The sequence below is a fragment of the Streptomyces sp. A 4/2 genome (assembly GCF_940670765.1).
In the GTDB taxonomy this organism is placed as follows: Bacteria; Actinomycetota; Actinomycetes; order Streptomycetales; family Streptomycetaceae; genus Streptomyces.
Genome location: NZ_CALNVW010000008.1, coordinates 16,392 through 33,413, shown reverse-complemented (window position 1 = coordinate 33,413; position 17,022 = coordinate 16,392). Strand labels below are relative to the sequence as shown.

The window sequence follows — 17,022 nt, the reverse complement described above, 5'->3', positions numbered from 1 at the left end:
TCCTACGTCGCGCTCCGCTGTCCGGGCACCGTGGGGCGTCCGGGGGCGTACAGGTCCGAGCCCGGCTTTCCGGGGTCGGGGAGGGCCGGTGAGGCGGCCGGAGGGCCCGACACCTGGCTCGCGGCGGGGGTCCGGCGGGCCTGCGGCACCGCGTCGGCCACCACGGGTGGCTCGGGGCTCTGCGGCCTCCGGGCCCGGTACGCCGTCCGGTACGCGGCCGGGGACGAACCCAGCTGGCGCCGGAAGTGGCCGCGCAACGCGACCGGCGACCGGAAGCCGCAGCGGCCCGCGACCTCGTCCACCGAGTAGTCGGAGGTCTCCAGCAGCCGCTGCGCCTGGAGCACCCGCTGGGTGATCAGCCACTGGAGCGGCGCACTGCCGGTCAGTGAGCGGAAGCGGCGGTCGAACGTACGGCGGCTCATGTAGGCGCGCGCGGCCAGGGTCTCCACGTCGAACTGCTCGTGGAGATGCTCCAGGGCCCAGGCCACGACCTCCGCGAGGGGGTCGGAGCCGATCTCCTCGGGTAAAGACCGGTCGAGGTAGCGCTCCTGCCCGCCGGTCCTGCGCGGAGGCACCACCAGCCGTCTGGCCAGCGCCCCTGCCGCGTCGGTGCCGTGGTCCGTACGGACGATGTGCAGGCACAGGTCGATCCCGGCCGCGGTCCCGGCCGAGGTCAGCACGTCGCCGTCGTCGACGAAGAGCTCACGCGGATCGACGTGCACCGACGGATAGCGCTTCGCGAGCGTCGGCGCGTACATCCAGTGCGTCGTCGCGGGCCGGCCGTCGAGCAGTCCTGCTGCGGCCAGCACGAACGCGCCGGTGCACAGGCCGACGATGCGCGCGCCCTCCTCGTGGGCCCGGCGCAGGGCGTCAAGTGCCTCGGGCGGTGGCGGCGAGGTGATCGAACGCCATGCCGGTACGACGACGGTGCCCGCCCGGCTGATCGCCTCCAGCCCGTACGGCGCGGTGAGTTCGAGTCCACCCGTCGTGCGCAACGGGCCGTCCTCGCCCGCGCTCACGAGTAGTCGGTATCGGGGAACTCCGGCGTCCTGCCGGTCGATACCGAAGACCGAGAGCGGAATGGAACTCTCGAATATGGGGCCGCCGCTGAAGAGCAGCACCGAGACGATCTCCTTGCGGCGACGCCCGGAAAGCTTTCTTGCGGTCTCCGTCGTGGCGCTGGAGTCCTGGCCCTGGCTCATGGTGCTAAGCCCCCCTCGGTGCTCGCGGCTCCCTGTTCTTGTCGGGACTGTCGCTCCTGCACACTGCCTCTAATCGTCACGGCCCCTCGGTCCAGAACGAGATCCCCCGCCGTCCTACCCATGATCGAATCTACTGTGTTCCGTGGTGCCGGCGTGACAAGTTCGCCCGACGGCACTATGTCGACAAGGCAACTTGGCGCGAAGCATTCGATCACGAAGCGTTTCACTCAAGAAGCCCCCAGGGAAGTGGGCGTCACGCGCATGGCCCGTCCCCGTAGGGTGCGGGAGCCACCGTTGGTCCTTTCTTCCCTGGTGGCACCGGGGTTGGCGTACCGTTCCGCCAAGGTCGGGGTGGTGCACATAAGTTGGCTGAAAACCAACGGGCGTGTGCGTGCGAATCAGTCAGTCAACCGGCGCACTCCGCCCGGTGTGACAGCCGCCCTGGTGCGCTCCCGGCCCCGATCGCCCGCCCGGCGCCGCCGGGAACCGCTCTCCGAGGGGTCCGATCCGGCCGCGACGCGGCTCCGGCCGGCACGGTGGCAGGCACGGTGACAGCCGGTGCGCGGCGGAAGCGGCGCGCCGGGGGAGCGGCCCGGTGTGCGACCCCCGAACCGCCGCACTTCTTGAGCCGGGCGCGAGCCGCCCTCCAGCCGGACTCAAGCGCTCCGGAAGCCGGACGGGAGTCCGGGAGGCGGAGTCCTCCGGCGGAGTGGGAAACTGTAGATGCCAACGGGCATTGCCATTTCCCGGCCTGCTCGGGCATGCTCCCTGGAACGCCGGACTGGATCGGCGGGCAGTGGGCAGGAAAGGAGTGTCGCCGTACTCTGGAGGGTATGGGCTTGGGAAGATGATTCCCGGACACAGCTCCACCGGAGACACAGCTCCACCGCCAACTGCCGTTCCCTCCCAAGAGGATCTTCTTCGCCGAGATACCCATGGCCGGTTACGAATTCTCTGAACCCGCGGACCGCAAGCAGGTCGCCGATCCCTCGGCCGAACTCCATGCGGCGGAAGAACCACGTCACGCATGTGATCCCGCTTTCAGGCACGGGGTCGTCGTCGGTTTCGACGGATCGACCTCCAGTGAGCGGGCACTCGCGTATGCCATCGGCATGGCCGTACGCCTCGGCTCGGGGCTGATCATCGTCCATGTCGCCAACCGGCTGCCGACCACGGTCTGGGCGGGGTGCGAACCCCCGGTCTTCGTGGACGTGCCGGATCACCGGACCGAAGTGCTCGGCCTCGAACTGGCCTGTGCGGACTACCTGGCCGAGGTGCCCTGGATCCTCGTCGAGCGCGGCGGTGACATCTGCCACGAGCTGGAGGAGGTCGGCCGGGAGTACTCGGCCGACGCGATCGTGGTGGGCTCGACCCACGGGATCGTCGGGCGGATCTTCGGCTCGGTGGCCGGACGGCTCGCGCGGCGTGCCCAGCGCCCGGTGATCGTCATTCCCTGAAGCCGCACGCCCCGCATCCAGCGGTTGACGGGGCGTCAACTGCCGCTGTGCGTACGGCGTCCCCGTACGTGTGGTCCCTCGTACGCAAGCTGCCCCGGTACGCGCGGTCGCGTACCGGGGCAGGCTTCGTTCCGTGGATTCCTACTCGACCGTCACCGACTTCGCCAGGTTCCGCGGCTTGTCGATGTCGCGGCCCAGCTTCAACGCCGTGTGGTAGGCGAGCAGTTGCAGCGGGATCCCCATCAGGATCGGGTCAAGCTCGTCCTCGTTCTTGGGCACCACGATCGTGTGGTCCGCCTTCGGCTGCTCCTGGTGCGCGACCGCGAGGATCCGTCCGTCCCGCGCCTTGATCTCCTCCAGCGCGGCCCGGTTCTTCTCCAGCAGGTCGTCGTCCGGGACGATCGCGACCGTCGGCATCGCCGGTTCGATCAGCGCGAGCGGGCCGTGCTTCAACTCCGAGGCGGGGTAGGCCTCGGCATGGATGTACGAGACCTCCTTGAGCTTCAGCGAGGCCTCCCTGGCGACCGGGTAGCCGCGCACCCGGCCGATGAACATCATCGACCTGGCGTCGGCGTAGTCCACCGCCAGCTTCTCGATCTCGCTCTCGCCGTCCAGGATCTCGGAGATCTGGCCGGGCAGCTTCCGCAGCCCCGCGATGATCCGCTTGCCGTCCGCCACCGACAGGTCGCGGATCCGGCCCAGGTGCAGGGCGAGCAGCGCGAAGGAGACCACCGTGTTGGTGAAGCACTTGGTGGAGACGACACAGACCTCCGGCCCGGCGTGCACGTACACCCCGCCGTCGGTCTCGCGCGCGATGGCCGAGCCGACCACGTTCACCACGCCGAGCACCCGGGCGCCCTTGCGCTTCAGCTCCTGCACCGCGGCCAGCACGTCGTACGTCTCGCCGGACTGGGACACCGCCACGTACAGCGTGTCGGGGTCCACCACCGGGTTGCGGTAGCGGAACTCCGAGGCCGGCTCGGCGTCCGCGGGGATGCGGGCCAGCTCCTCGATCAGCTGCGCACCGATCTGGCCCGCGTGGTACGAGGTGCCGCAGCCGAGGATCTTCACCCGGCGTACGCCCCGCGCGTCCCGGGCGTCCAGGTTCAGCCCGCCCAGGTGCACGGTGGAGAACCGGTCGTCGATCCGGCCGCGCAGCACCCGGTCCACGGCCTCGGGCTGCTCGGAGATCTCCTTGTGCATGTACGTGTCGTGGCCGCCCATGTCGTACGACTCGGCCTCCCACTCCACGGTGGTCGGCGTCGACGAGGTGGTGGACCCCTCGGTCGTGTACGTACGGAAGTCGTCGGCCTTGAGGGTGGCCATCTCGCCGTCGTCGAGGGTGACGACCTGGCGGGTGTGCGAGACGAGGGCCGCCACGTCGGAGGCGACGAACATCTCCTTCTCGCCGATGCCGAGGACGACGGGGGAGCCGTTGCGGGCGACGACGATGCGGTCCGGGAAGTCGGCGTGCATCACCGCGATGCCGTACGTGCCCTCGACGACCCGCAGCGCTTCGCGGACCTTCTCCTCCAGCGTCTCCGCGCGGGAGCGGGCGACGAGGTGGGTCAGTACCTCGGTGTCGGTCTCGGACAGGAACTCGACGCCTTCGGCGTTCAGGCGGGCGCGCAGCTCGGAGGCGTTGTCGACGATGCCGTTGTGGACGACGGCGACCTTGTTCTCCGTGTCCAGGTGCGGATGCGCGTTCGCATCGCTCGGGGCGCCGTGGGTGGCCCAGCGGGTGTGGGCGATGCCGGTCGTCCCCGCGAAGCGCTTGGGGACCCGGGCCTCCAGGTCGCGGACGCGGCCCTTGGCCTTGACCATCTTCAGCGCGGGGGCCTTGGGTGAGGAGATGACGACGCCCGCGGAGTCGTAACCCCGGTACTCCAGTCGCTGCAGGCCTTCCAGCAGCAGCGGTGCCACATCACGCTTGCCGATGTACCCGACGATTCCGCACATATCGCTCCTTGAGTCCTAGCCGTAGATCATGCGGCGCAGCTGCCGCAGGGAGAGCTCGGGCGGTGCCACCGCACGATGAGGCAACTCGACCGAGATCTGCTCGAAAATGTCCGGGTTCGTCAGTCCGCGGGACTTCAGCTCGCGATGGCGGCGGCGGACGAACTCCTCCGTCGTCTCGTCGAAGTAGGCCAGCACGTCGAGAACCACCCGGGCGGCCTCGCCGCGCTGCAGCGCGGTGCTGCGCACCAGGTGGTCGATGAGGTCGTCGTACGACGGACGGGATGCGAGCACCCGTCGATATTGGGTCGGGCGCTGACCTTTTGCAAGATTTCTGCCCGATATCGGGCAGGTCTGGGCCATGAGAGTGAGTGATGGGCGCCCGGAGAGACCGTTCTCCGGGCGCCGGTCCCTCGCGGGCCGGAGCCGGCTACGCGAGGGGGTTCTTCAGGGTCCCGACGAGCTGGAGAGCGCCCGAGGGGTCCTGGAGGTCCACCATCTGCTGGTTGTCCCGGAGCTGGAGCCGGTTGAGGCAGGACAGTGCGAACTCCGGCGCGAACATGTCGTACCGGCGGAACTTATCGGCCAGCTGGGGCTGTGACGCCTGGTACTCCCGTACACAGTCGCCGACCGTCGCCCAGAACGTGTCCTCGTCCAGGACGCCCTCGGCGGCCAGCGTCGCGTTGAGGAAGCGGAAGAAGCAGTCGAAGACGTCCGTGAAGATCGACAGGAGCTGCATGTCGTCCGGGACGTCCACCCGGATGCGCTCCACCTCCGGCGGCAGCGCCGTCTGCGGGTCCATGACCGCGATCTCCTCGGCGATGTCCTTGTAGACCGCCCGGCGCACCACGCCGTCCTCGATCACCAGGATCACGTTCTCGCCGTGCGGCATGTAGACCAGGCCGTAGGCGTAGAAGCTGTGCAGCAGCGGGGTGAGGTACGCGTCGAGGTAGCGGCGCAGCCAGACGGCGGGCGCCAGGCCCGACTCGGTGATCAGCGCCCCGGCGAAGGACGCCCCGGCCCGGTCGGTGTGCAGCAGCGAGGCCATGGTGGCGAGGCGCCGGCCCGGCTCCAGCGTGGGCACCGGGCTCTCGCGCCAGAGCGCGGCGAGCATCTTGCGGTACGGCGAACCCTTCCGGGTCGCCGCCTCGTACGGCCGGTGGTGGTAGCCGACGGCCGCCCGCTCGCGGATGACCGTCAGCCCGGTGGCCTTCAGCACCGGGTCGTTCCCGACGAGCTGGGCGAGCCAGTCGTTGATGGCGGGTGTGGCCTCCATGTACGCGGCGGAGAGCCCGCGCATGAAGCCCATGTTGAGCACCGAGAGGGCCGTTTTGACGTAGTACTTCGCCGGGTCGCTCGTGTTGAAGAAGGTACGGATCGACTGCTGCGCGAGGTACGTGTCGTCGCCGGGCCCGAGCGGGACGAGGCGCTGCTGGGCCACCTCGGCGGCGAAGGTGACGGACAGTTTGTTCCACCACTGCCAGGGGTGGACCGGTATGAGGAGGTACGTGTCGAGGTCGAGCCCGAGACCGGCCATGGTCTCCGCGAACCTGCGCAGTGTCTCCTCGCCCAGCTCCGAGCGGATCAGCGACGCGTAGTCGAGTCCGGCGCCCGAGGTGAAGGTGGCGTGGTCGCGGCGGGCGGCCAGCCAGATCAGCCGGACCGGGTTCGCGGCCTCCGGCGCGTAGGCGAGGTACTCGTCCGAACCGAAGCCCAGCCGCCCGTTGTTGGCGACGAAGCAGGGGTGTCCCTCCGTCATCCCGGTCTCGATGGCCTGGAATCCGGACGTGGCCAGCTCGGCCGACGTGACCGGTTCCTTGGTGAGTTTGTACGCCGTACCGGAGAGGGTGGAGGAGATCTCCTCCAGGTAGACCGGCAGGACCGTCTCGCTCAGCCCCAGGGTGTCCCGCAGTTCGACGAAGAACTCCAGCGCGTCCAGCGGGAGTTCGGCGTCGCCGCGGTGCCGGGTGACGGACTCGGCGGGGATCTGCCAGTGGTCGAGGGCGCGGAGGCGGGCGGTGAAGCGGTACTCGGTCGCTCCGTCGTCACTGCGTACCGCGTAGGTGTTCTCGCCGAGCGGCTGTGGGGACAGCAGCCGCTCGTGCGAGAACTCCGCCAGCGCCTTGCGGACAAGGAGCCGTTCGGCCTGCGCCCAGAGTACGGGGGTGAGATGCGAGGTCATCGACGGCCTCCTTCGAACACGGCGCGGGTGCATATGGAGAGACAGGCGGTCTTCTCGGGCTTCTGGATCTCGCGCACGGTCTCGAAGCCGACGGCGCGGTTGAGGGCGTGGACCGCTTCGTTGCGTACGTCGGGTTCCACCACCACCCTGCGCGTCGCCGGATCCGCGAACAGTTCCGTCATCACCGCCGTGATCACCGCGCGGGTGAAGCCGTGGACCGGGGTGTCGGCCGGCGCGACGAGGAAGTGCATGCCGACATCGCCGGGCTCCGCCTCGTACAGCCCCTTCAGCTCGACGTGCGCCGGGTCGTAACGCTCCATCAGGAACGCGGGGACGCCCCGGTGGAGCCCGATGAACGCGTCGTGGTGCTCGGCCGCCGCGATGGACCGGTACTCACGCTCGACGTCCGCCGGACTCGCGTCCCCCATCAGCCAGAAGGCGGCCTTGGGGTGCGTGACCCAGCCGTGCACCAGCCCGGCGTCGGAGCCGGGATCCAGCGGACGGAAGGTGAACTGATCGGTGGCGAGCGCGGTCATGCGGCGAACTCCTGGAAAGCGATGGTCTTCTCGACCGGGTAGTACTCCTGGCCGTCGAGCAGCTCGCGGATGATGCACGCGTTGCGGTACGCGGCCATTCCCAGGTCGGGGGCGGTGAACCCGTGGGTGTGCAGCTCGGCGTTCTGGACGTAGAGCGTGCGGTCCGCGTCGATGCTGTAGTTGCGCCGGACGTCGAACCGTCCCTGCTCGTCCCACCGGATCCGGTCGCGCACCGGCGCCAGGAACTCCGGCACCTGGTACCGGTAGCCGGTGGCGAGGACCAGCCCCTGGGTGGCGAGGGTGAAGTCCTTCCCCTGCTCCTCCTGGCGCAGCCCCAGCGTGTAGGTGCCGTGGTCGTGACGGGCGCTCTCCAGCGAGGTGTTGGTCATCAGCCGGGTCGGCACCGGGCCGCGCCGGTTCTTCGCGTACAGCAGGTCGAAGATGGCGTCGATCAGCTCGGAGTTGATGCCCTTGTAGAGGTTCTTCTGCGATGCGTTGAGCCGGTCGCGGGTCCCCGCGGGCAGGGCGTGGAAGTAGTCCACGTACTCCGGCGAGGTCATCTCCAGCGTGAGCTTGGTGTACTCCAGCGGGAAGAAGCGGGGGGAGCGGGTGACCCAGTTCAGCGCGTAGCCGTGGGTGTCGATGTCCTGGAGCAGGTCGTGGTAGATCTCGGCCGCGCTCTGTCCGCTGCCCACCACGGTGATGGACTCCTTGGCCTGGAGGCTCTCTTTCGCCTCCAGGTAACGGGAGTTGTGGATCAGGTCGCCGCCGATGCCGCGGCAGGACTCCGGGATGTACGCGGGCGTCCCGGTGCCGAGGACGAGCCTGCGGCCCCGGTGGGTGGCGCCGGTCGCGGTCCGTACCGCGTACACCGCGTCCTGTTCCTCGTACGTCACTTCGGTGACCGATTCCCCGAAGCGGACCGTGGGGAGTTTCGCGGCGGCCCAGCGGCAGTAGTCGTTGAACTCCTCGCGCAGGGGATAGAAACTCTCGCGGATGTAGAAGGAGTACAACCGCCCCGATTCCTTGAGGTAGTTGAGGAAGGAGTACGGGGAGGTGGGGTCGGCCAGCGTCACCAGGTCGGAGAGGAACGGGGTCTGGAGGGTGGCGCCCTCCAGGAACATCCCGCTGTGCCAGTCGAAGTCCGGCTTGGACTCCAGGAAGAGCCCGTCCAGTCCGTCGACGGGCTCGGTCAGGCAGGCGAGCCCCAGGTTGAACGGTCCGAGACCGATCGCGATGAAGTCGTGGATCCGCTGGGGATCCGGGGCGAATTCGTGGACCCGCTGGGGATCAGGAGGCGTGGACAAGGGTCTCTCCCAGGTACTGGCCGGCGTGGTCGGCGAGGAGTTCGAGCACGGCGGCGATGTCGTCGACGGTGGTCTCGGGGTTGAGCAGGGTGAACTTGAGGTACGCGCGGCCGTTGACGGTCGTCCCCGCCACGACGGCCTCACCCGAGGCGAACAGCGCCTTACGGGCGTACTGGTTGGCGCGGTCGATGAGCGCCGGACCGGTGATGTCGGACGGGACGAAGCGGAAGACGAGCGTGGAGAGCTGCGGCTCCACGGCCACGTCGAAGCGCGGGTCGGCGACGAGCAGCTTCCAGCCCTCCTCCGCGAGATCCACCACCTCGTCGAAGAGCTGCCCGACCCCGTCGGCGCCCATCACCCGCAGCGTCATCCACAGTTTCAGCGCGTCGAAGCGGCGGGTCGTCTGGAGGGACTTGTCCACCTGGTTCGGGATCCGGGCCTCGGCGGCGGAGCGCGGGTTGAGGTAGTCGGCGTGGTACGTGGCGTGCCGCAGGGTGGCCCCGTCACGCACCACCAGGGCGCTCGAACTCACCGGCTGGAAGAAGGACTTGTGGTAGTCCACCGTCACCGAGTCGGCGTGCTCGATGCCGTCGAGGCGGGCGCGCCTGCGCGAGACGAGCAGCCCGCAGCCGTACGCCGCGTCGACGTGCAGCCAGGTGCCGTACTGCGCGCAGAGCGCGGCGATCTCGGGCAGCGGGTCGATGGAACCGAAGTCGGTGGTCCCCGCGGTGGCGACGACCGCCATGGGGACGGCGCCCTCGGCGCGGCAGCGCTCCAGCTCCCGGGCGAGTACGACGGTCCGCATGCGCTTCTCCCGGTCACAGGGGATCGGGACGACCGCCTCGGGCGGCAGGCCGAGCAGTTTCGCGGACTTCTGGACGCTGAAGTGGCTGCACTCGGACGTGAACACCCTGAGTACGGAGGGGTCTTGGGTTTTCGCCTCCTCGCGGGCCAGCAGCAGGGCCTGGAGGTTGGACTGCGAACCGCCGCTGGTGAACACGCCGTCGGCGGCGGGGCCGTAGCCGATGCGGCCCGCCGTCCAGTCGACGAGGCGCTGCTCGATCAGGGTGCCGCCCGCGCTCTGGTCCCAGGTGTCCAGGGAGGAGTTGACGGCGGAGAGCACGGCCTCGGCGGTCACGGCCGGGATGACGACCGGGCAGTTGAGGTGGGCGAGGTAGCGGGGGTGGTGGAAGTAGACGGCGTCCCGCAGATAGAGGGTCTCCAGCTCGTCGAGGGCGGCGCCCGAACTGCCGAGGGGCCGGTCCAGGTCGACGGCGGCCAGGGCGGGGGAGAGCTCCTGGGGCGAGATGCCGGTGAACGGTCTTGTGGTGGAGGCTAGTTGGGCCGCCACCCGCTCGACTGCTGCGGTCGCAGTGCGGCGGTACTGCTCCGCGGTGGTGTCGTTGAGCAGGTGTGAGCGCATGGGCAGTCCTCCGGAAGGGGGAGAAACGACAGAGGGGGGAGAGCGGCACTGCGACGTCGTAGTTAGGTGAGCCTAACCTAACTAAACTCTGCGTCGCAATGAGCCCTCCCCCCGGCGGGGGTGTCTCTCAAGTCGGCGTGGTGCCTCTCTCGAACCGGCGGTCGTACCTGTCTCTCAGGCCGCTTCCGCGGCAGCCGCCCTCACCTGCTCGTCACTGAGCCCACGCCGCCAGTAGCCGACGAACGTGACGTGCCTGCGGTCGAGTTGACGCTCCCGCACCAGGTGGCGGCGCAGTTCCCGCACCGCACCGGACTCGCCCGCGATCCAGGCGTACGGGCGGGCGCCGGGCAACTCCGCCGCACGCACGGCATCGGCCGCCGAGGGGGCGCCCTCGTCCCGTACCAGCCAGGTGATCCGGGCGTCGGCGGCGGTGTCGAGCGCCAGCCGGTCACCGGCGTGCTGGACCTCCAGCCAGACCCGCGCCCTGGTGCCGGCGGGCAGCCACTCCAGGATGGCCGACGCGGCGGGCAGCGCGGTCTCGTCGGCCCAGATCAGCACCGAGTCGGTGCCGGGGGGCGGCTGGAAGCGGACGGCGGTGTTCTCGCTCGTCGCGGGCCCCAGTACGCGCACCCGCTGCCCCGGCGCGGCCTGTCGGGCCCAACGACAGGCAGGGCCGACATCCGCCGTGTCAGCAGCTGATGCCGGCCCGTGCAGAGCGAAGTCGATGTCGACCTCGTCGGGGTCGTGGCGTTGCTCGCGGACGGTGTACGAGCGCATCACGGCCCGTACGCCGTCGGGCAGCGCCCGCCATTCGGCGAACCAGTTGTCGCCGGCCGGCAGTACGGGTTCGTACTGCCCGGGACGCGGCAGGAAGAGCGAGAGGCTCTGGTCGCGCCCCCCGGCGGCGAAGCCCCTGAGGTCCTCGCCCCCGAAGGTGATCCGGGCCATCGACGGGCTGAGCCGCCGGGTCCGTACGACATGCAGGCCGAAGAAACGGAACGGGGCGGACACAGCCGTCGTCATGGGTCAGCTGACCTTCTTCGCGTTCTCGATCGCCGCGGCCAGGGCGTCCAGGGCCGGGGCGCACTTGTCGTAGGAGAAGATCGGGTCGGTCGTGGAGCGCGGGATGACCTGCCCGGCCTTGACCGCGGGCAGCTCGCCCCAGGTCGGCTTGGACTTCAGCGCGGAGGGCTGGACCGCCGAGGTGCGGTTGTCCATCATGATGATGTCGGCCGGGTACTTGTCGGCGTTCTCCCAGCTCAGGCTCTCGAACCAGCCGCTCTTGTCGACCTTGTCCGGGACGACGATGTTGACGCCCAGCTCCTTGAAGTACCGCAGGTCCGCGGACGGTTCGGGTGTCGAGATGTACAGCAGGTCGGCGCTGGCCGAGCCGATCAGGACCTTGATCTTCGGGTTCGCCTTGGCGGCGGCACGCAACCGGGCCGCGGCCTTCTCGAAGCGGGCCTTCGCGTCGGTGACCTTCTTGGCCTTGAGGTCGGCGCCGAGGGACGCGGCCAGCTCGGCGTGGCGCTGGAGCGCGGCGGGCATCGTGGTGCGCGCGACCATCAGGGCGACGCTGGGGGCGAGCTTGAGGATCTTGGACTTGGACTCGTCGGGGACGTACCAGAGCGCGCCCTTGTCGTACATGCCGGTGATCAGCAGTTCGGGGCCGAGCGCCGCGTACTTCTCGACGTTGAACTCGCCCCAGACGTTGCCGAGTATCTCGACCTTGTTCACGTCGAGATCACCGGCCTGCACGTCGGCCTTGCCGTCCTTGGTCTTCGTCGGCCCGAAGACGGCTGTGACCTCCACGCCGAAGTCGTGCAGGGCGGCGGCGGTGCCGGTGAAGGCGACGATCTTCCTGGGCGTGGACGCGGCCTTGACGGTGATGCCGCGGTCGTCCTTGAACGTCCAGGGCCCGGAGTCGGATTTCGCAGAGCCCGCGCTCTTCGAATCGCTGCTGCCGCAGGCGGTGAGGGCCGCACCGATACCGATGACGCCGGTCGCGGCGAGGAAGTTGCGGCGGGAGGGGTGGGAAGAGCGGGCGTGGGGCATGGCGGGGCTCTGCTTTCCGTTTTCCGTACGTGCCGGGGTGTGGCCGCTGGGCAGCTTCAGGTCAGGTTAGCCTAACCTGACCTAGTGTCCAGGGGGCGGTCGACGTACGGGGTGACGGCCCCGCTCCGGCGACGTCACCCGTGCCGGACCACGGCACGATCGGTCGGCGCCCTACCGGTCGCCGGTCCTGTCGGCCAGCCCGTACCGCCAGGCCCAGGCGATCAGCGCGCCGCGGTCCTCCAGGGCCAGTTTGGCGAGGACATGGTTGAGGTGCGTCTTGACCGTCGACTGGCTGACCACCATGTCCCTGGCCACCTGGCGGTTGTTGAGTCCCTGTGCCACCAGTCGGACGACATCGACCTCCCGCCGGGTGAGGCCCTCGGCCTCGGCCGGGATCCCGGCCTCGGGAGCGGGCCCGGCCGGGGGCGGCGGCACGGTGGATTCCGGCTCGCTGACGACCAGTTGGACCAGTCGGCGCTGGACCGCGGGGTCCAGGACGGTGTGTCCCGCCGCCACGTCGCGGACCGCGGCGAGCAGCGCCTCGCCGGTGGCGTCCTTGGTCAGGTACCCGGCCGCGCCCGCCCGCAGCGCCGGCATCACCGCGTCGTCGTCCGCGTACGTGGTCAGGATGAGCACCCGTACCCCGATGTCCGCCCGGACGACCCGGGCTGTCACCTCGGCTCCGGCCAGCCCCGGCATCCGCAGGTCGACGATGGCGACGTCGGGCCGCGACTCCGAGGCCAGCCGCACGGCCTCGTGCCCGTCACCCGCCTGGCCGACCACCTCCATGTCGTCGGCCTGCGACAGCAGCAGTACGACGCCGTCCCGCACCACTGCCTGGTCGTCCGCCACCAGCACCCGAATCGTCACCCGTCCGCCTTCCGCCCGTGTGCGGCGCCGGGACGCCGACCGATGTACTCACGTGTCTTCACGCCCTCATCTTCCTTGCCCCCCGGTGCCGTTCGCCGCCACCGTGCCGCCTGCACGCCCTTCTGCGTACCGGGCGGTCCGTACCGGGGGCCGTGACGGACAGGGGAAGCCGTACGGTCCGCACCGCCGCCGATCCCTCAGACCGGTACGCGCATCTCGATCTGCCAGCCCGTCCCGCCGGGTGCGGGCCCCGCGGACAGCGACCCGCCGACCGCTTCGATCCGCTCGGCCATGCTCGCCAGACCGGTGCCGCTCCCCTTCACGCCCGAGAGGGCGCGGCCGGGCGGCAGCCCCTGGTCGCGGACAGCCACCCGCAACTCCCTTTCTGCCCACGCCACTTCCACCTCGATGGGGCTCCCGGTCGCATAGCGTGCCGCGTTCGTCATGGCCTCCTGCACTCCCCGGTACACCGCGTGGCCCGCCTCGGGGCGGAGCGGGCGGGCCCGACCGGTGGTCCACAGGTGCGCCTCGCCGGGAAACCCGCCGACCAGCCCCTTGAGGTCGTCCACCCCCCGAAGCGGCGCGGCGCGCAGCGCACCGACAGCGGCGCGCGCCTCCTGGACGCCCTCGCGGGCGAGTTCCGCGGCCCGGTCGAGCGGGCCGGTCAGCACGGCGGGGGAGCCCTCCCGGTTCGCGATCGCCCGCACGGCCTGCAACTGCACGGACAGACCGGCGAGGCTGTGCGCGAGGACATCGTGCATCTCCCTGGCGATACGGCTGCGTTCCTCGACGGCTGCCGCCTCCTGCAGCGCCTGCCGGGACGCCTCCACCTCGGCCAGCAGCGCGACGGCCCGGTCCCGCTCGGCCTGGAGGGCGGCGTGCTCCACGGACCGGTCGGCCATGAACCAGGCCCCCACGCCCGCCAGTAGCCCGGCCGGACTGCCGGTGACCACCAGGATCGAGATCCCGAACGCGACCGAGACCACCCCGACCCCCGCGTGGCGCACCGGCCCCGCCGGAAGGCGCAGGGGCAGGACGGACGTGCCCGCCAGCACCGGGACCGATCCGAGCCCACTCGGCGCCAGGAGCGTGATCGCGAGCCCGGTGGCAATGGCGAGCGTCGCGCCGAGCGCGCCCAGGGGGGACGGCAGGACCCGCCGGCCCAGCACCATGCCCAGCTCGGCGAGGACCCCGAGTACGGCGACGACGATCTTGAGGGTCGTGCCGTGGGCCGCGACCACGGAGATCGCCATGCAGATCACCAGGGTCGTCGCGCCGATCAGGCTGTGCCGGTCGAGCATCGCCCGGTCCACCGGACCGGTCCACCGCTGTTTGCTCATCATCCCCGTACTCCGTTCGCCGCCGGCCGCTTCACAGCCTCCGGCACGGAACCTGTTCCTCGGGTCATCGATTCGTACGTGCCGTGCCGCCCGGTCAGATGTGGACGTCGGTACGGGGCGCGGTCAGGGCGGAGGCCGGGTCGTGCTGCTTGTTGCGCGCGACGAGGAGCCCGCCCCGGACGACGATCGTACCCATGCGGACGATGACCTCACCGAAGGCCATCAGGACGAGAGCCACCACCCACGCCTGGCCGCTGGTGATGTCGTGGGCGGCGGAGAAGTGCGCGACGTGGGCGGCGCCGGAGGGGTGGCTGGACCAGACGGCGAACGCCAGCCGGAATCCCATACTGAGCACCCACAGCCCCGCCGCGCCGGCGGTGGCCTTGATCCGCGCATGTCCGTCCGCGTAACGGACCCGGGTCAGCAGGCCGGACACGAGGCCGAAGGCGATACCCACGGCGGCGAACACCACGGCCAGCGTCACGTCGTTGCCGGCGGTCGGGATGTCGTCGAGGTAGCTGATGGCCGTCCAGCCGATGATGGCCAGCGGCAGCAGCACCGTACGGGCGCTGAGCCGCTCCTCCCGCAGCTGGCGGAAGACGATGAGGAGGAGTGCGATGTCGATGATCCAGTCAGTGAGCGTCATGACTTCGACTATTCGCCTCGCGGCCCCGTAATCCTTCAGCCCGTGGGTGGAACGCGGGTGGAAACCCGTCTCCACCGCGGGTGGGAGGCCCGCCCCCGGCTGTACGCCCGCGCGTTGTTCTCCGAGATCGCAACTGGTGAGGAGGTGGAGGACCGTGTCAGGGCACGACTGCGTCGGCAGCAGCGCTTCTTGGCCCCGGGCGGCCCTCTCTACGTCGCGGTGGAGCGGTCCGCCCGGGCCTCCTCCGTGGCAGCCGTACAGCGCGACGCGTGGACGCCGTAACGCCCGGGTCGTGGGGTGCGCGGCGCGTCGTCGAGCAACTGCCGGTCGGGTCAGACGTTGATGCCGAGCCGGTCCAGCGGCTCCACCAGTTCCTCCTCCTCGTAGCCGAGGTGGGAGAGGAGGATGCGCCCCAGCACATCGGTCAGGTCCTGGACCTCGCTGATGTGGCCCTCGTCCTGCACGAGGGTGACCAGGGCGGCGTCGAGCCGGGCCAGGGTCTCGGCGATGATCTCGTGCTCGTGCTCCAGCCGCTCCACCACGGGAGTCAGGGACGCCTGCTTCTCCCGCAGTTCGGGGAACATGTACTGGTCCTCGATGGTGTGGTGCGTGGTGAGGGTGCGGCTGTAGGCGGTGCAGAAGGAACCGAGGGTCCAGTAGTTCTGCCGCAGCGTGAGGCTGTTGATCATCGAGCGGGCGGCGGCGGCGTCCCGCTGTCCTGCGGCGACCTGGGAGACGGCGTCGGCGATCTGCCGCATCTCGGCACGCAGGTTGTCGTGGATGAGGGTGAGCCGGGCGCCGGTGTTCCCCAGGGCCGGACCCGGCTGGTGCTTGGGAGCCCGGGGGCGGGTCGCCTCGTCCAGGGGGTCGGACGACCAGAGGTCGACGTCCTCCGGCGCCCTCGTGGGGGCACCGGAAGCCGCCGCTGCGGGTGGTGTCTCCGTGGTGGGCCGCCGCGCGTCACGTGCGGCGGCGGTCGCCTCCCGTACCCGTGGCGCCACCTCTTCGGTGAAGATGCGCAGTTCGCGCTCGGCGTCGGCTCCCGGGGCGAGGACGAAGCCGCTGATGCCGTGGGTGAGGGCGAGTTCGGTCAGCTCGCGGGCCCACTGTTCGGGAGGCCCGTCGAGGAACCGGTCCGAGGCGAGGCGGGAGAAGCGCCCGCTGACGGTGTAGATCCGCCGGATCCGGTCGGGGGAACGGCCTGCGGCGCGGGCGGCGTCGTCGAGGGTCCGGCTCATCTCCGCGAGATCACCCGGGGGTGCGTAGGCCGCGGAGGGGAGCCAGCCGTCACCGAGACGGCCGGTGAGTTCCAGCATGCGCCTCTTGTACGCGCCGATCCAGATGCCGAGAGGGTGGACGGGAAAGGGCCCCGGGCGGGCTCCGTCGAGCCGGTAGTGACGGCCCGGTACGTGTACGGCGGGTCCGGGGGCCCACAACGCACGGATCACCGCTACGGCTTCCTCCAGGGCGTCGACGGCATCGGCCGGCGTGCGGCGCGGTCCGCCGAGTGAGGCGATCGCGTCCTGGAAGGCACCGGCACCGATGCCGAGTTCGGCCCGGCCGCCGCTGAGGATGTCCAGGGTGGCGGCGGACCGGGCCAGGACGGCCGGCGGGCGCAGCGGCAGGTTGGCGACGTGCGGGAAGAGAGTGACACGTTCGGTGCGGGCCGCGAGGTGGGTCAGCAGGGTCCAGGTGTCGAGGAACGTCGGCTGGTAGGGGTGGTCCTGGACGCCGATGAGGTCCAGACCGATGTCGTCGGCGAGGCGTGCCAGACGTACCACCTCGCCGTGGCCTTCCGCAGTGGGGGTGAGGAAGGCGCCGAAGCGCAGGTCGTGTCCGTGGTCGGGCATGGGCGTCCTCTTCCGTACGCGGGCCCCAGGTCCCGGCGGGTTCGGTCGGAACGCATGATATCGGTGCATATAGGATGCCGGACCGAGGAGCTGGTGACGCGGCGAGCGGGACGACCTCGACGAGCGCAGCGGGCCCGGGTCGGCAGCCGGAACGCGGCAGCCGGGCCGAACCGCAGCAGCCGGGTCGGTCCGCGAGGC

The 17,022-nt window shown here is 70.4% G+C and carries 15 protein-coding genes; 2 read left to right on the top strand and 13 right to left on the bottom strand.

What is annotated here, in order from left to right:
• Positions 1-2: 2 nt before the first annotated feature.
• Positions 3-1,202 (bottom strand): helix-turn-helix domain-containing protein, encoded by a 1,200-nt coding sequence (locus tag NBY69_RS05355; RefSeq protein ID WP_250298579.1) that lies wholly within the window; start codon positions 1,200-1,202, stop codon positions 3-5.
• A gap of 935 nt (positions 1,203-2,137) precedes the next feature.
• On the opposite strand from NBY69_RS05355, the gene NBY69_RS05350 reads away from it, so the two are divergent.
• Positions 2,138-2,659, top strand: a complete 522-nt coding sequence (locus NBY69_RS05350) for a universal stress protein (RefSeq protein WP_250298578.1) — start codon at positions 2,138-2,140, stop codon at positions 2,657-2,659.
• Positions 2,660-2,800: 141 nt separating this feature from the next.
• Here NBY69_RS05350 and glmS read toward each other — a convergent pair whose 3' ends face one another.
• The 11 genes from glmS to NBY69_RS05295 all read right to left on the bottom strand — a co-directional run bounded on the left by glmS (position 2,801) and on the right by NBY69_RS05295 (position 14,974).
• Positions 2,801-4,618 (bottom strand): glutamine--fructose-6-phosphate transaminase (isomerizing), encoded by a 1,818-nt coding sequence (gene glmS, locus NBY69_RS05345; RefSeq protein WP_250298577.1) that lies wholly within the window; start codon positions 4,616-4,618, stop codon positions 2,801-2,803.
• 15 nt (positions 4,619-4,633) lie between these two features.
• Positions 4,634-4,909 (bottom strand): hypothetical protein, encoded by a 276-nt coding sequence (locus NBY69_RS05340; RefSeq protein WP_250298576.1) that lies wholly within the window; start codon positions 4,907-4,909, stop codon positions 4,634-4,636.
• Between the two features lie 136 nt (positions 4,910-5,045).
• Positions 5,046-6,797, bottom strand: a complete 1,752-nt coding sequence (locus tag NBY69_RS05335) for an IucA/IucC family siderophore biosynthesis protein (protein WP_250298575.1) — start codon at positions 6,795-6,797, stop codon at positions 5,046-5,048.
• On the bottom strand, positions 6,794-7,333 hold the full coding sequence (locus NBY69_RS05330; protein WP_250298574.1) for a GNAT family N-acetyltransferase: 540 nt from the start codon (positions 7,331-7,333) through the stop codon (positions 6,794-6,796). The genes NBY69_RS05335 and NBY69_RS05330 overlap by 4 nt, the downstream gene beginning before the upstream one ends.
• Positions 7,330-8,640: a lysine N(6)-hydroxylase/L-ornithine N(5)-oxygenase family protein gene (locus NBY69_RS05325; RefSeq protein ID WP_374211212.1), complete on the bottom strand. Its 1,311-nt coding sequence runs from the start codon at positions 8,638-8,640 to the stop codon at positions 7,330-7,332. Before NBY69_RS05325 ends, NBY69_RS05330 begins: the two co-directional genes overlap by 4 nt.
• Positions 8,624-10,063, bottom strand: coding sequence for an aspartate aminotransferase family protein (locus NBY69_RS05320; RefSeq protein WP_250298573.1), 1,440 nt, complete (start codon positions 10,061-10,063; stop codon positions 8,624-8,626). The genes NBY69_RS05325 and NBY69_RS05320 overlap by 17 nt, the downstream gene beginning before the upstream one ends.
• Positions 10,064-10,237: 174 nt before the next feature.
• Entirely contained in the window at positions 10,238-11,086 is an 849-nt protein-coding gene (locus NBY69_RS05315) for a siderophore-interacting protein (RefSeq protein ID WP_250298572.1), read from the bottom strand.
• Positions 11,087-11,089: 3 nt separating this feature from the next.
• Entirely contained in the window at positions 11,090-12,118 is a 1,029-nt protein-coding gene (locus NBY69_RS05310; RefSeq protein ID WP_250298571.1) for an ABC transporter substrate-binding protein, read from the bottom strand.
• Between the two features lie 171 nt (positions 12,119-12,289).
• A complete protein-coding gene (locus tag NBY69_RS05305) occupies positions 12,290-12,988 on the bottom strand; it encodes a response regulator transcription factor (RefSeq protein WP_250298570.1) in 699 nt (232 codons plus the stop codon).
• Between the two features lie 197 nt (positions 12,989-13,185).
• A complete protein-coding gene (locus NBY69_RS05300) occupies positions 13,186-14,331 on the bottom strand; it encodes a sensor histidine kinase (RefSeq protein ID WP_250298569.1) in 1,146 nt (381 codons plus the stop codon).
• A 91-nt stretch (positions 14,332-14,422) separates the two neighbouring features.
• Complete coding sequence (locus NBY69_RS05295; RefSeq protein WP_250298568.1) at positions 14,423-14,974, bottom strand: hypothetical protein; 552 nt, start codon at positions 14,972-14,974, stop codon at positions 14,423-14,425.
• 57 nt (positions 14,975-15,031) lie between these two features.
• Here NBY69_RS05295 and NBY69_RS37510 point away from each other — a divergent pair, with 57 nt between their 5' ends.
• On the top strand, positions 15,032-15,256 hold the full coding sequence (locus NBY69_RS37510; protein ID WP_308409466.1) for a hypothetical protein: 225 nt from the start codon (positions 15,032-15,034) through the stop codon (positions 15,254-15,256).
• Between the two features lie 50 nt (positions 15,257-15,306).
• Here NBY69_RS37510 and NBY69_RS05285 read toward each other — a convergent pair whose 3' ends face one another.
• Positions 15,307-16,824 (bottom strand): LLM class flavin-dependent oxidoreductase, encoded by a 1,518-nt coding sequence (locus NBY69_RS05285; protein ID WP_250298567.1) that lies wholly within the window; start codon positions 16,822-16,824, stop codon positions 15,307-15,309.
• Positions 16,825-17,022 lie beyond the last annotated feature (198 nt).

Excerpts from the sequence above, each read along its gene's own strand:
- NBY69_RS05355 (WP_250298579.1), bottom strand. The coding sequence starts at position 1,202 with ATGAGCCAGGGCCAGGACTCCAGCGCCACGACGGAGACCGCAAGAAAG.
- NBY69_RS05350 (WP_250298578.1), top strand. The coding sequence starts at position 2,138 with ATGGCCGGTTACGAATTCTCTGAACCCGCGGACCGCAAGCAGGTCGCC.
- glmS (WP_250298577.1), bottom strand. The coding sequence starts at position 4,618 with ATGTGCGGAATCGTCGGGTACATCGGCAAGCGTGATGTGGCACCGCTG.
- NBY69_RS05335 (WP_250298575.1), bottom strand. The coding sequence starts at position 6,797 with ATGACCTCGCATCTCACCCCCGTACTCTGGGCGCAGGCCGAACGGCTC.
- NBY69_RS05330 (WP_250298574.1), bottom strand. The coding sequence starts at position 7,333 with ATGACCGCGCTCGCCACCGATCAGTTCACCTTCCGTCCGCTGGATCCC.
- NBY69_RS05320 (WP_250298573.1), bottom strand. The coding sequence starts at position 10,063 with ATGCGCTCACACCTGCTCAACGACACCACCGCGGAGCAGTACCGCCGC.
- NBY69_RS05315 (WP_250298572.1), bottom strand. The coding sequence starts at position 11,086 with ATGACGACGGCTGTGTCCGCCCCGTTCCGTTTCTTCGGCCTGCATGTC.
- NBY69_RS05310 (WP_250298571.1), bottom strand. The coding sequence starts at position 12,118 with ATGCCCCACGCCCGCTCTTCCCACCCCTCCCGCCGCAACTTCCTCGCC.
- NBY69_RS05300 (WP_250298569.1), bottom strand. The coding sequence starts at position 14,331 with ATGATGAGCAAACAGCGGTGGACCGGTCCGGTGGACCGGGCGATGCTC.
- NBY69_RS05295 (WP_250298568.1), bottom strand. The coding sequence starts at position 14,974 with ATGACGCTCACTGACTGGATCATCGACATCGCACTCCTCCTCATCGTC.
- NBY69_RS05285 (WP_250298567.1), bottom strand. The coding sequence starts at position 16,824 with ATGCCCGACCACGGACACGACCTGCGCTTCGGCGCCTTCCTCACCCCC.